The sequence below is a fragment of the Paenibacillus sp. FSL P4-0184 genome (genome assembly GCF_038004625.1).
Classification (GTDB): Bacteria; Bacillota; Bacilli; order Paenibacillales; family Paenibacillaceae; genus Paenibacillus_AQ.
In genome coordinates, this window is record NZ_JBBORN010000001.1 from 4,789,066 (window position 1) to 4,802,174 (window position 13,109).

General features: G+C 43.4%; 13 protein-coding genes. All 13 read left to right on the forward strand.

Going from position 1 to position 13,109, the window contains the following annotated elements; all coding sequences use genetic code 11:
- Window positions 1-107 precede the first annotated feature (107 nt).
- The 13 genes from yfmF to rny all read left to right on the forward strand — a co-directional run bounded on the left by yfmF (window position 108) and on the right by rny (window position 12,984).
- Window positions 108-1,385 carry an EF-P 5-aminopentanol modification-associated protein YfmF gene (gene yfmF, locus MKY52_RS21145; RefSeq protein WP_445671002.1) on the forward strand — a complete coding sequence of 426 codons (1,278 nt, stop codon included), beginning with the start codon at window positions 108-110 and terminating at the stop codon, window positions 1,383-1,385.
- A 2-nt stretch (window positions 1,386-1,387) separates the two neighbouring features.
- Window positions 1,388-2,668, forward strand: a complete 1,281-nt coding sequence (gene yfmH / locus MKY52_RS21150) for an EF-P 5-aminopentanol modification-associated protein YfmH (protein WP_341053198.1) — start codon at window positions 1,388-1,390, stop codon at window positions 2,666-2,668.
- Between the two features lie 39 nt (window positions 2,669-2,707).
- Window positions 2,708-3,436, forward strand: coding sequence for an elongation factor P 5-aminopentanone reductase (gene ymfI / locus MKY52_RS21155; protein ID WP_341053473.1), 729 nt, complete (start codon window positions 2,708-2,710; stop codon window positions 3,434-3,436).
- A gap of 136 nt (window positions 3,437-3,572) precedes the next feature.
- Window positions 3,573-3,836 carry a DUF3243 domain-containing protein gene (locus MKY52_RS21160; protein WP_042189396.1) on the forward strand — a complete coding sequence of 88 codons (264 nt, stop codon included), beginning with the start codon at window positions 3,573-3,575 and terminating at the stop codon, window positions 3,834-3,836.
- Window positions 3,837-4,012: 176 nt separating this feature from the next.
- Window positions 4,013-4,780, forward strand: coding sequence for a DUF3388 domain-containing protein (locus MKY52_RS21165; protein WP_042128818.1), 768 nt, complete (start codon window positions 4,013-4,015; stop codon window positions 4,778-4,780).
- A gap of 48 nt (window positions 4,781-4,828) precedes the next feature.
- Window positions 4,829-5,791, forward strand: a complete 963-nt coding sequence (locus MKY52_RS21170) for a RodZ domain-containing protein (RefSeq protein WP_341053199.1) — start codon at window positions 4,829-4,831, stop codon at window positions 5,789-5,791.
- Window positions 5,792-5,870: 79 nt separating this feature from the next.
- Window positions 5,871-6,032: a hypothetical protein gene (locus MKY52_RS21175; protein ID WP_179086684.1), complete on the forward strand. Its 162-nt coding sequence runs from the start codon at window positions 5,871-5,873 to the stop codon at window positions 6,030-6,032.
- A gap of 201 nt (window positions 6,033-6,233) precedes the next feature.
- Window positions 6,234-6,725: a YajQ family cyclic di-GMP-binding protein gene (locus MKY52_RS21180; RefSeq protein WP_042128814.1), complete on the forward strand. Its 492-nt coding sequence runs from the start codon at window positions 6,234-6,236 to the stop codon at window positions 6,723-6,725.
- Window positions 6,726-6,878: 153 nt separating this feature from the next.
- Window positions 6,879-7,466: a CDP-diacylglycerol--glycerol-3-phosphate 3-phosphatidyltransferase gene (gene pgsA / locus MKY52_RS21185; RefSeq protein WP_036688397.1), complete on the forward strand. Its 588-nt coding sequence runs from the start codon at window positions 6,879-6,881 to the stop codon at window positions 7,464-7,466.
- 109 nt (window positions 7,467-7,575) lie between these two features.
- On the forward strand, window positions 7,576-8,862 hold the full coding sequence (locus tag MKY52_RS21190) for a competence/damage-inducible protein A (protein WP_042189391.1): 1,287 nt from the start codon (window positions 7,576-7,578) through the stop codon (window positions 8,860-8,862).
- A 299-nt stretch (window positions 8,863-9,161) separates the two neighbouring features.
- The gene (recA, locus tag MKY52_RS21195) at window positions 9,162-10,229 is read left to right on the forward strand and encodes a recombinase RecA (RefSeq protein ID WP_042128809.1); all 1,068 of its coding nucleotides are present in this window, start codon (window positions 9,162-9,164) and stop codon (window positions 10,227-10,229) included.
- A 165-nt stretch (window positions 10,230-10,394) separates the two neighbouring features.
- Window positions 10,395-11,126 (forward strand): regulatory protein RecX, encoded by a 732-nt coding sequence (locus MKY52_RS21200; protein ID WP_094870271.1) that lies wholly within the window; start codon window positions 10,395-10,397, stop codon window positions 11,124-11,126.
- Window positions 11,127-11,442: 316 nt separating this feature from the next.
- Entirely contained in the window at window positions 11,443-12,984 is a 1,542-nt protein-coding gene (rny, locus tag MKY52_RS21205; protein ID WP_042128807.1) for a ribonuclease Y, read from the forward strand.
- Window positions 12,985-13,109 lie beyond the last annotated feature (125 nt).

Below are 13,109 nucleotides of genomic sequence, written 5' to 3' on the forward strand. Positions count from 1 at the left end.
CGGGAAGAGGCTTCCGGTTGCTTCCTTACTTTGGAATGGTTTAGAATGGTTAATAATTCATAAACATGATGTAGAGCAACTATCCACGCCGTAAAGGAGTTTTGGACTTGACTAATAATGTATTTCAGCATGGCACCGTAGGAGGCTTGCGCATTCACGTTATGCCAACCAAGGCATTTAAGACCTACGCGATCTCACTTTATGCTGGGATCCCACTTGATGAGAATACAGTAACCTCTACTGCACTAGCTCCATTCGTGCTTCGCAGAGGTACCGCGACTTATCCGGAGACCACACAATTCCGCGAGCGTTTGGAGGAACTGTATGGCGCTGGATTCGGGTTTGATATTTATAAAAGAGGCGATTATCAAATCGTTCAGTTCCGCATGGATACTATTAATGACTCTTTTGTGCAAAGCCAGGAGAGCTTACTTGAACAATCCTTCGCTTTCTTAGGTGAAGTACTGACTCGTCCATTAGTTGAAGACGGCAGCTTCCGACCTTCGTATGTTGCAACGGAGCGTGAAACCGTTCGCAAGAAGCTGGAGTCCATCGTAAATGACAAGATACGTTACGCTGCTGAGCGCTGTATTGAGGAAATGTGCCGTAACGAGCCATATCGTCTTCACCCTCTGGGGCAAAGAGCGGATCTGGATCAAATCACTCCGAAAAGTTTGTATGAATCGTATAATTCCTGGCTGGATGATGCCATCCTTGATCTCTATGTAGTGGGTGACACTACAGCTGAGGAAGTAGAAAAGCTTGTACAGCGTCATTTCGGCCTGGTTCAGTCCGAGGTGGGCTTATATAGCTCTAAGTTCGTACCTGTATCAGTTAATGAGGTGCGGACTGTAGAAGAGAAGCTGGATGTCAGTCAGGGCAAGTTGAACCTGGGTCTACGCACCTCTATTACTTATAAGGATGATAATTACGCGTCCGCACTTATGTACAACGGAATATTAGGAGGGTATCCCCACTCTAAACTCTTCGTTAACGTACGTGAGAAGGCAAGCCTAGCCTATTATGCTTCGTCTCGTTATGACGGCCACAAGGGCATTGGAACGATTCAATCAGGTATCGAAACGCAAAATTACGGCAAAGCCGTGGACATTATAGAGAAGCAATTGGAAGAGATGAAAGCTGGCAATATCAGTGATCTGGAACTGAGTCAGACTAAAGCTATGATCCGAAATCAGCTTTCCGAGATTCCGGATTCTGCTTTTGAAATGATCTCTTACGACTTCAACCGCCAGTTGTCAGGAAAAGAACGGACAGCGGATCAGCTATTGGAGCAGGTGGAACAAATCGGTGCTGAAGATGTAAAAGCTGCCGCTGAAACCTTTCAGCTGGATACGATATATTTCTTGACAGGAAAGGAGGAATAACGATGGAACAAATTCATTACGACAGACTTCAAGAGACCATTTATCATGAGGTCATGGATAACGGACTTCAGGTATATGTGTTGCCGAAACGAACCTTTAAAAAGACTTATGCTACATTTGCAACTAAATACGGTTCCGTTGACAATCATTTTCATGTCGCAGGTGAAGAAGAGACCACTGTTCCTGATGGTATAGCTCACTTTTTAGAGCACAAAATGTTCGAAGAGCCAGAAGGCGATATTTTTGCTACCTTTGCTTCAAATGGAGCCTCGGCCAATGCTTTTACAAGCTTTGATCAGACAGTTTATCTTTTCTCAGCAACAGAAAATATAGAGACCAATCTTAGTACGCTCGTTGATTTTGTTCAGCGTCCTTATTTTACAGATGAGAATGTAGAAAAGGAAAAGGGAATTATTGGTCAAGAAATCAATATGTATGCTGATAATCCGGACTGGCGCGTGTATTTTGGCCTTATTGAAGCGATGTATTCGAAGCATCCGGTTCGGATTGACATTGCAGGTACGGTAGAATCGATTAGTACGATCACGAAAGAAACGCTGTACACATGTTATAACGCTTTTTATCACCCTAGCAATATGTTGTTGTTCGTGGTTGGGGGTGTGGACCCGGAGAAAGTATTTTCCTTGATTCGCGCTAACCAAAAGGGTAAAACCTACGGCAAGCAGGGTGAAATCAAGCGTATTTTTGAAGATGAACCCGAACAAGTTGCTACAAAACGGCTAGAAAGCAAGCTTGCTGTTTCGATGCCGAAAATCATGTTTGGTTTCAAGGAAAAAGTAGAAGATCTAACAGGTGAAGCTTCTCTGAAACGCGACCTGATAACGAAGCTAATGCTCGATTTGTTGGTAGGTAGTAGCACAGCATTGTATCAAAAGCTTTATGATGAGGAATTGATCTCGGACAGCTTTGGACATGAATTTAATAGTTCTCCGCAGTATGCTTTTTCTGCAATGGGTGGGGATACAAAGGATCCGGATTTGCTTTTAAAACGAATTAAAGAAGAAGTAGATCTAATCTTAAAGTCTGGCTTTGCGGAGAAGGATTTCGAGCGGGCACGGAAAAAGAAAATTGGCGGTTATTTGCGCATGCTGAACTCCCCTGAAAGTATCGCACATGAATTTACACGCTACCAGTTCCGTGGTGGTGACCTGTTTGAAGTTCTGCCTATGTATGAATCGATCACTCTGGCAGAAGTAAATGAGCGTCTGCAAGCCCATGTAAACTGGGAACAGCTTGCCGTTTCATTGGTGGTGAGTCCTTAGGTGAGCGTTTTGGGAGAGAGCAGCAAACCACTAGGGGAAATGACAGTGCTCATTACAGGAGGAAGCGGAGGGATCGGCGGCGCCATTGCGGAACGATTTGCTTCTGTGGGGATGAATATAGTTATTCATTACAAACACTCACATGAAGCTGCGAATGATGTCGCTCGGCGTTGTATGGCCCTTGGCGCAAAGGTAATGACAGTAAACGCGGATATGAAGGATCGTAGTCAGCTTGTACGTATGGCGGAAAAGCTTGAGAGTAATGGGATGCAGCCGGATATTCTCGTCAATAATGCCGGTAAATCGCATTACGGAATGCTAGCTGATGTGACCGAAGAGGAATGGGATGACATTATGTCCATTAACTTGAAGGGAACCTTTATGTGCAGTCAGATCTTTATGCCGTACATGGTGTCACAACGTTATGGTCGTATCATCAACGTTTCTTCCGTATGGGGAATCACTGGAGCTTCTTGCGAAGTAGCTTATTCGGCTAGCAAAGGTGGAGTGAATGCCTTTACAAAGGCTTTAGCTAAAGAGCTGGCTCCATCTGGTGTAACGGTTAACGCGGTAGCTCCAGGAGCGGTTAATACGAACATGCTGTCCAATTTACAGGAGGATGAAGTCCGTATGCTGGAGGATGAGATTCCAGTAGGGCGTTTGGCTACGCCTAATGAAATATCTTCACTAATTTATTTTTTGGCTTTGCCTGAGTCCGGGTATATCACTGGTCAGATTATTAGTCCAAATGGTGGATGGATTACCTGATCTTCAGTTGGAGAAAAACTCCAGCATAATAACTTAGCTTCTAAGACATATTATAAGTGTTGTTTTTAAATCTCACGTAAGGCGGCTTACAGCCTGTATGCAGGTGTTTGACCGTAAACATGAAGGAGGATTTAAGATGACACAAGAAGATAGCGTAATCAAAAATTTTGACACCTGGAAGAAATTTCTAGGAAAACGAGTTGTACAGGCGGAGAAACTTGGGATGAGTGAAGACACAATCTCAAAGCTGGCTTTTGAAATTGGGGAATTCCTCGATGAAAAAGTGGATCCAGCAAACACTCAAAACCGTGCAATCAAAGAGCTATGGGACGTCGGCAACGATGAAGAAAAGCAGACGATTGCTAAACTCATGGTCAAGTTGGCGAAAAATCACGCCTAAGCTTGCGGAAAAGCTCCCCTTGTGGGAGCTTTTCTGCAATTATTACAGGACTGACCTTGCCTTTCATTTTTATTTTATATATCATTAACATGACCCGTGTTTCAGACCGCTTTGTCTGAACGGCATTTTTTTGATGTATATCAAAGTGCGGGAAAAGGAATCTATGAGGTGTACAAGTGGAATATAAACAATGGTATATGGAATACAAGATTCACAAGAACAGACCCGGTCTGCTTGGTGATATCGCTTCAATGTTAGGGATGCTAGAAGTCAACATTCTGACGATTAATGGCGTTGAAGGAAAGACTCGCGGAATGTTGCTGGAGACCAATGATGATGACAAAATAATGCTGATGGGCGAAATGCTCAAGAAAGTTGATAATATTACAGTTTCAGCTCTGCGGTCTCCAAGACTCGTAGACAAGCTGGCTGTGCGCCATGGGCGATATATTGAACGGGATTCAGATGATCGGAAGACGTTTCGTTTTACTCGGGATGAGCTTGGTCTATTGGTCGATTTTCTCGGGGAACTGTTTAAAAAAGATGGAAATCAGGTAATAGGACTTCGAGGTATGCCCCGTGTAGGAAAGACGGAATCAATCATTGCTGGCAGTGTCTGCGCGATGAAGCGTTGGACATTTGTCTCCTCGACACTTTTACGTCAGACGGTTCGAAGTCAATTAGCAGAAGATGAGATGAACCCACATAATGTATTTATTATTGACGGTATTGTTAGTACGATCCGCTCTAATGAGAAGCATTATAATTTATTACAAAATGTTATGAGTATGCCAAGCACGAAAGTGATCGAGCATCCAGATATTTTTGTGCGGGAATCTGAGTACACCTTTGATGATTTTGATATTATTATCGAGCTTCGCAATAATCCAAATGAAGAAATATTGTACGAGTCGTTTACGACTAGCTACAGTGATGATTTATAGAACAAGAATGAACAATGATATTCATTGAAATTTACAGGAGGTGATGGTATGTCGGAACTGGGCCGGCAATTGAAAGAGGCGCGTCTGCAAAAAGGGATGAGTCTTGACGATGTCCAGGAAGTAACGAAAATTCGCAAAAAGTATTTGGAAGCCATCGAGTCTGGAGACTATAAGGTGCTTCCAGGAAGTTTTTATGTTAGGGCGTTTATCAAAACGTACGCAGAGGCAGTAGGGATGAGTCCTGACGAACTGCTAGAGGAGCATGGGAATGTACCTGCACCTCCCGAAGACACAGCCATGGAAACGGTGATTCAAAAACGCAGCCGTAGACCTGAAACCGAACGGAATGCAAAATGGCTGCCAACAGTGCTAATGTGGACATTTCCAATATTAATTATTGTTGTGATTTACATTTATGCATCTAGTTTGAACAAACCGGATCCTGATCAGATTGATCAGACGAATCTGACGAATGAACAGCAGGATCCTACGACTGCTCAAACATCTCCACCGGCTTCAGGAGGTGGAGTTGTGGCGCCAACTTCTTCGGCAGGAACAGAAGCAACAACTGAACCTACTGCAGAGCCAACGCCATTACCAACACCAACGCTTTCCCCGCAATCCATTACAGTTACACCGGATGGGAAAGCAGGAAAAACAACAAAATTCAAAGTTTCAGCTCCGGCTGGAAGTGAAGTTAAGGTTGAGATTTCTGCTACTGGGGTAAGCTGGCTTGAGGTGTATAAAGGTGAGAACTCAAAAGGTGAAAAACTCTCATTTGGTAACACAGCGGCAGGAGATCGTATGAGCTTTGTGCTTGGAAGTGAAGGAATGTATATTAAATCTGGTTATTCACCAGCTACTGAGATTACTGTCAATGGACAAGTAATTACGGATGAAAAGACCTCATCTCGTCTGCTACTTAATCTGGATGATGGTACAGGAAGTGAAACGACCCAGAATGAAGGTACCACCGATACTACCGACCAGACTAATGAAACAGGCCAATAAGAAAAATGATGCATAAACTTTGGCTTTGCGGGGAACATAAGACTGTTTCTAGTTCTTAGCCAAAGTGGGGTGTACATTCATGATTGTTAGCTGGATTGTAGCTGGACTTGGGGTTGTTGTCAGTCTTATCGGATACTATATGACACCAAGTGCTTGGGGTTATGGAATTCTCGGGTTCGGTCTTGCACATATCGTGCTTGGAATTCTAGATATGTTTCGAAGCCCGCTTCGAAGCAGATAGAGAATTTAGAATGTGCGTCTCCAAGGGTATTTTCCATTGGAGACGTATTTCTACCTGAAACACAACTCATTTCGAAGGGAAAGCTCCACTATGTGGGGCTGTTTTCTGTGTCGGGTGAGGTACATATTATCCAATATTAGACTTAAGGGTATCATTCTTTTATAATAGTAGCAGACTAAAAAGTACAAAGGACGTGTAGTTATGAGTTCAGAAAGTTCATTTGATATCGTATCTAAAATGGATATGCAGGAATTAACCAATGCGATCCACCAAACAGAGAAAGAAATTGACAACCGCTTTGACTTTAAGAACAGCAAGAGCAGTCTGAAGCTGGAGAAAGACGCACTTATTATCGCCTCTGAGGACGAATATAAGTTAAACGCTGTTATTGATATTTTACAATCGAAGATGGTGAAGAGAGGTATCACGCTGAAAAACTTGGATTTCGGCAAAGTGGAGCCTGCTTCTCTGGGTAGTGTTCGTCAGCGTTTAGGTCTTAAGCAAGGGATTGATCAGGAGAACGCAAAAAAAATTAACATCCTGATTCGTGATTCGAAATTGAAGGTGAAGAGCCAGATTCAAGGAGATCAGATCCGCGTAACTGGTAAGAGTCGCGATGATTTACAACAAATTATCCAGATTTTACGTAAAGCTGATTTGCCTCTGGACCTGCAGTTCAACAACTTAAAATAGCATTTTGTACCCCGCAGTGCTTATCAGCGCCATTATGCGGGGTGCTTTGTATTTTTTTTGACACCTATTTATAGCTATAATATACTTGCTTAAGTAGAAATAGATGAGCCTGACTCAGGCAATTTGTATGAACGATTTAGGGGAGGAACTTCAGTGAATTTGCCCAACCGCATCACGCTAGCACGTATTTGCCTGATCCCGATTATGATGTTTTTCTTACTGGTGGATTTCAGTTTTTATCCAGAACCGATACATTGGGGCTCTTTTCAGCTATCTGTTAATCATTTGGTGGCAGCTGTAATCTTTTTGCTTGCAGCGAGCACAGATGGAATAGACGGCTACATAGCAAGGAAATATAATATGGTCACCAATCTCGGTAAGCTCCTTGATCCGTTAGCGGACAAGCTGTTAGTTTCTGCAGTTCTGATTTCACTTGTGGAATTGGGCAGATGTGATTCATGGATCGCAATTGTTATCATTAGTCGTGAGTTCGCAGTAACCGGGCTTCGCCAGATAGCATTGTTAGAGGGAAAAGTGGTTGCCGCCAGCAAATGGGGTAAGATAAAGACGGTTGTACAAATTGTAGCGATCTCACTGCTGTTGTTAAATAATTTCCCATTTCAATTCGTCAGCATTCCTGTAGACGATATTGCCATCTGGGCTGCAGCCTTGATCACTATTTACTCTGGAATTGATTATTTTGTGAAGAATAAGGATCTATTACAGCTGCATAATGCTTAAGCGTTTTAGGCAGCTACATATAGGAGAGGTAATAGGTAAAGCACCTATTACCTTTTTTAAACCCTAAAAGCAGTGTATCTACATTATAACGAGGAGGCGAAAGCCAGGTATGAAAGCGGAGATTATTGCAGTAGGCACGGAGCTTTTGCTCGGTCAAATCGTAAATAGTAATGCCCAGTTTTTGTCTATTGAGCTAGCTGCTATTGGGATTGATGTATATTTTCAAACCGTAGTTGGGGATAACAGCAGTCGCTTGCAGCAAGCCATTGAGATCGCTCAAAGCAGAGCGGATGTTATCATATTTACCGGTGGTATTGGTCCTACAGAAGATGATCTAACGAAGGACGCGCTGGCTGCTTCCTTAGGTCGCACACTTCATATAGATCGCTTGGCAATGGATCATGTACAACGATTCTTTGATGATCGAAAGATTGTAATGACGGAGAATAATCGTAAACAGGCACTTATAATTGAAGGAACTACACCGTTGCCAAATGAGATTGGTCTTGCTGTTGGCATTGCTTTTGAGCATGAAAAGAAATATTATATTGTGCTTCCTGGTCCGCCTCGCGAGATGAAGCCGATGTTCGTAGATAAAGCTGTACCGTGGCTCCAGCAGCACGCTCTGACGACAGAAATGCCACTTTATTCTAAAATGCTTAAATTTGCCGGTATCGGAGAATCACTGCTTGAGGATAAGCTCATTGATCTTATTCACAGCCAGACAGACCCAACCATAGCTCCTTACGCTAAAGAGGGAGAGGTAACCGTTCGTATTTCGACAAAGGCGCCTTCCGAGCATGAAGCTTACAAGAAGCTGGAGATTCTGGAGAAACAGATCAAAGAGATTTTGCCAGAACATTTATATGCAAATATTGATGTGCCACTGGAACAATTGATTGTGGATTGGATGGCGGATGCAGGTCTGACTTTAAGTGCGGCAGAGAGTTGCACTGGAGGCTTACTGATGGAGAGTATAACTAACATTCCAGGCAGTGCTTCGATGTTTGCGGGAGGAATCGTCTGTTATTCCAACGACCTGAAGAAAAAGCTTCTGAATGTGCCAAGTGCTTATTTGGAGGGGCCAGATGCTCCAGGGGCAGTTAGTCGTGAAGTTGCCGAGGTGTTAGCTGATCAGGTGAGAATGATCGCGGATAGTGATTTCGGTTTATCTGTAACTGGTGTAGCGGGACCAGGCTATTCTGAACGTAAGCCAGTCGGACTTGTATTTATTGGTTTAGCTGAACGCGGGCGTAAGACAGAGGTGTATGAGCTTAATCTTAAAGGTACACGTGAAAATATACGACTGCGTACTGTTAAAGCTCTGTTGTATCGTCTATGGCGCAGACTTGAGGAACGGAAGGTGGAGACACCTCTTGAAGGCTCAGACTTGTAATGGGAGATTAGCCCAGTTATAATTGAGACATACGGAAGAACCGTGGCACTGAGATTTCTTTGCTGCGGTTTTTTGTATATCTGCGGAGATTTTGATCGCTGTTTTGGTTTTGATCATAAGTCGTTGATGTCCGGTGAAGTAGAGAAATCAGTTAACTTCTATGTCCGGAGGGAGGCTTACAATAAAAGGGATAATTAACGCTTGAGACAAAAAAAACGAATGTATGTTCGAAAAAAAGCTTGGCAAGACCTCAAAAACACGTTATTATATTATTATAAACAGTGAAGGAAGTGGTCTGATTGTCAGATCGTCGTGCAGCGCTTGATATGGCGCTTCGTCAAATAGAAAAACAATTTGGTAAAGGTTCGATCATGAAACTGGGAGAATCCACTCATATGCAAGTGGAAGTTGTACCTAGCGGATCTTTGGCACTTGATATTGCGTTAGGTATAGGCGGACTTCCAAAGGGACGTATTATTGAAGTATACGGACCTGAATCCTCCGGTAAAACGACTGTTGCTCTTCATGCTATTGCAGAAGTGCAAAAACAAGGAGGACAAGCTGCATTTATCGATGCTGAGCATGCGCTCGATCCGAAGTATGCACGTAACTTGGGCGTAAACATTGATGAATTGTTGCTATCTCAGCCAGATACGGGTGAACAGGCACTTGAGATTGCTGAAGCACTTGTCCGTAGTGGTGCAGTAGACATTATTGTCGTTGACTCCGTAGCTGCGTTGGTTCCTAAAGCGGAAATCGAAGGTGATATGGGTGACTCTCACGTCGGCCTACAGGCTCGTTTGATGTCTCAAGCGCTTCGGAAGCTATCTGGTGCCATTAGTAAATCGAATACAATTGCTATCTTTATTAACCAGCTTCGTGAGAAAATTGGAGTTATGTTCGGTAACCCTGAGACAACCCCGGGTGGTCGGGCGTTGAAATTCTATTCTTCCGTACGGTTGGATGTTCGTCGTGTCGAAAGTATTAAGATGGGTAACGACGTTGTAGGTAACCGCACCAAGATCAAGATTGTGAAGAATAAGGTAGCACCTCCATTTAAACAAGCTGATGTTGATATCATGTATGGTGAAGGGATTTCCAGAGAAGGAAGTCTTGTAGACATCGGTACTGAAATGGACATCGTGAATAAGAGTGGTGCATGGTATTCCTATGAGGGTGAGCGTCTCGGTCAAGGACGTGAGAATGCCAAACAGTTCTTGAAAGAACATCAAGATATTGCACTTATCATTGAGAACAAGATCCGTGAAGCAAGTAACCTGTCCACTATTGTTGCTGCACCAAATGAAGCGGAAATCATTGCAGAGCAAGAGGAAGAAGAAAAGCTACTTCTCGAAATCGAACAATAGAATTTACTAAGGAATAGGACGCCCTGTGATTCATTGTTGCAGGGTGTCTTTTCTTAACAGTGTAAGAACATATATATTTGGGGTCCCCCCAAAGTACCTGAGTACGCACCGAAGTTAAGCCGCACTTTGTGGGGATATTTTATTGCTATGAGGTGACAAGCAACTATGGTAATACAGCTGGATATGGATTTTGAATCGGATGAGCAGGACGTACAGGTCCTATCTGATTTTCCTGATGGAGAACTTTTAGAAATTACTAAGGTAGAACGTCAGAAGAAGTCGGACCACCGCTACATCATACATTTCGGAGCCTATAACATGACTGTACACGAAGACGTCATGATTAAATATCGGATGATTACTGGAAATTCTTTTATGAAAGCCGATTTGGAGGAAATTGTTGTTGCTGATGAGCGACAACGAGCTTATGTAGAAGGACTTCGTTATCTAGAACGGAAGCCACGTACCGCTATGGAAATGACTCGCCGTTTACGGCAGAAGGAAATAGGGGAGACTATTATTGCGGAAGTGGTGCAACGGCTACAGCAGGAAAGATTTCTTGATGACCCCTTGTATGCAAAGCAATGGGCGGAGCAACGCATTACGAACCAGCGAAAAGGGAAAATGTGGATTCGCCAAGAGCTACGTGAGAAAGGAATCGACAAAACCTTGATCTCGGAAGCACTGGAGAATGTCAGTCCTGAACAAGAACTAGAGAGTGCACTTCAGATTGGTCGTAAGAAATGGAATCTTATTCGTGGTGAAGCCACAGATAAGCGCAGAAAGACTGGAGCCTTCTTAATGCGGCGTGGATTCTCGGGTGATATGGTGCGACAAGTGATCAATACTTTACTTGAGGAAGACAATTATGAGGGTGAAGATGAGGAATTTTACTAGACTCACTGATTCTCTTGACATTAATGCGCATATCGACTCTCTTGACAATGTCTTTTTATAAATAATAAAATATAACATGAATCGGCATAAAGTAAGAATCCTTTTTCCTTCCCAAAAAGGTGACTTTTTAAAACGGTTCGCGTACAACTCATATGAAATGTAATCGCCGGATAAGGCGGGCAGTGTGCATGTGCAGCATGTGCAGTATGGCAATCGGTTATTTACCGGTTTTTTGTATGGTGATGAACGGATAGTTTAACAACTGCACAATTCCCAGGGATATACCTTGGAGAGGAACCAACGAGGAGGTGAACAGATGCAAGCATGGATCTGGGTCATTATCGTTCTCGTTGTAGCTGCATTATTCTTTGGGTTCGGTTATTTTATTCGTAAATCCCTTGCAGAAGCTAAAATTCAAAGCGCAGAAAGAGAAGCCGTAGTCATCGTGGAGAACGCGAAGAAAGACGCAGAGGCGCTGAAGAAAGAAACAGTATTGGAAGCTAAGGACGAAGTCCATAGAATCCGTACTGAAGCTGAGAAAGAAACTCGTGAACGTCGGAATGAAATCCAACGGCAAGAGAGACGTTTGCTGCAAAAGGAAGAATCTCTGGATAAAAAAATGGAATCGCTTGAAAGAAAAGAAGAACAAGTAGCTAACAAAGAGAAACGAATTGATGAAACCCAACAGCAAATTGATGTTATTTACAAAAACCAAGTCACTGAATTGGAGAGAATTTCCAATTTAAGCATCGAAGATGCAAGAAGTATTATTCTTAGCAATGTTGAGCAAGAAGTTCGCCATGAAACGGCTCAAATGATCAAAGAGATTGAACAGCAGGCGAAAGAGGAAGCGGATAAGAAATCCCGCGAAATCATCACACTCGCTATCCAACGCTGTGCAGCTGATCACGTAGCGGAGACAACAGTTTCAGTTGTTACCCTGCCGAACGAAGAGATGAAGGGGCGGATTATCGGTCGTGAAGGCCGTAATATTCGTGCACTCGAAACTCTTACAGGTATCGACCTCATTATTGATGATACGCCGGAAGCAGTTATTTTGTCGGGATTTGATCCGATCCGCCGTGAAGTGGCCCGTACGGCACTTGAGAAGCTTGTGGCAGATGGACGTATCCATCCCGCTCGAATTGAAGAGATGGTGGAGAAATCCCGTAAAGAAGTGGACGAACGAATTCGCGAATATGGTGAACAAGCTACTTTCGAAGTGGGTGTTCACGGATTGCATCCAGATTTGATCAAGATTCTGGGTCGTCTGAAATTCCGTACAAGCTATGGTCAAAATGTATTGAAGCACTCCATGGAGGTTGCTTATTTAACTGGACTGATGGCCGGTGAGCTTGGGGAAGACATCGTGCTTGCAAAACGTGCAGGATTGCTCCATGATATCGGCAAAGCGCTGGATCATGAAGTAGAAGGCTCGCATGTTGAGATCGGCGTTGAACTAGCGAAGAAATATAAGGAACATCCGGTTGTTATCAACAGTATCGCGTCTCATCATGGAGATTGCGAAGCTACCTCGGTTATTGCTATGTTGGTTGGTGCAGCTGATGCATTGTCAGCAGCAAGACCTGGCGCACGCCGTGAAACACTGGAAACGTATATTAAACGTCTAGAAAAACTGGAAGAAATCTCAGAGTCATTCGAAGGCGTTGAGAAATCATTTGCTATTCAGGCGGGCCGTGAGGTACGCGTGATGGTACAGCCAGAGAAGATTGACGATGCAGAGGCATTCCGTCTAGCTCGCGATATTACGAAAATGATTGAAAGTGAACTGGATTATCCAGGACATATCAAAGTTACCGTTATTCGTGAGACACGGGCTGTTGAATACGCTAAATAGGTGGAATATAAGGTTAAGGGATAAGATGTAACTTATACTTTCTTATATTTGTTGAGAATTGGCCCCTAAGCGGGGCCTTTTTTCTTTTGAATATGAGGTCTTATCCATTAGATATAGCAGTTATG

Bases quoted from the DNA above. Each gene is read 5' to 3' on its own strand.
- MKY52_RS21200 (WP_094870271.1), top strand. From the start codon at position 10,395: ATGGTAATACAGCTGGATATGGATTTTGAATCGGATGAGCAGGACGTA.
- MKY52_RS21175 (WP_179086684.1), top strand. From the start codon at position 5,871: ATGATTGTTAGCTGGATTGTAGCTGGACTTGGGGTTGTTGTCAGTCTT.
- MKY52_RS21160 (WP_042189396.1), top strand. From the start codon at position 3,573: ATGACACAAGAAGATAGCGTAATCAAAAATTTTGACACCTGGAAGAAA.
- MKY52_RS21190 (WP_042189391.1), top strand. From the start codon at position 7,576: ATGAAAGCGGAGATTATTGCAGTAGGCACGGAGCTTTTGCTCGGTCAA.
- rny (WP_042128807.1), top strand. From the start codon at position 11,443: ATGCAAGCATGGATCTGGGTCATTATCGTTCTCGTTGTAGCTGCATTA.
- yfmH (WP_341053198.1), top strand. From the start codon at position 1,388: ATGGAACAAATTCATTACGACAGACTTCAAGAGACCATTTATCATGAG.
- MKY52_RS21170 (WP_341053199.1), top strand. From the start codon at position 4,829: ATGTCGGAACTGGGCCGGCAATTGAAAGAGGCGCGTCTGCAAAAAGGG.
- MKY52_RS21180 (WP_042128814.1), top strand. From the start codon at position 6,234: ATGAGTTCAGAAAGTTCATTTGATATCGTATCTAAAATGGATATGCAG.
- ymfI (WP_341053473.1), top strand. From the start codon at position 2,708: ATGACAGTGCTCATTACAGGAGGAAGCGGAGGGATCGGCGGCGCCATT.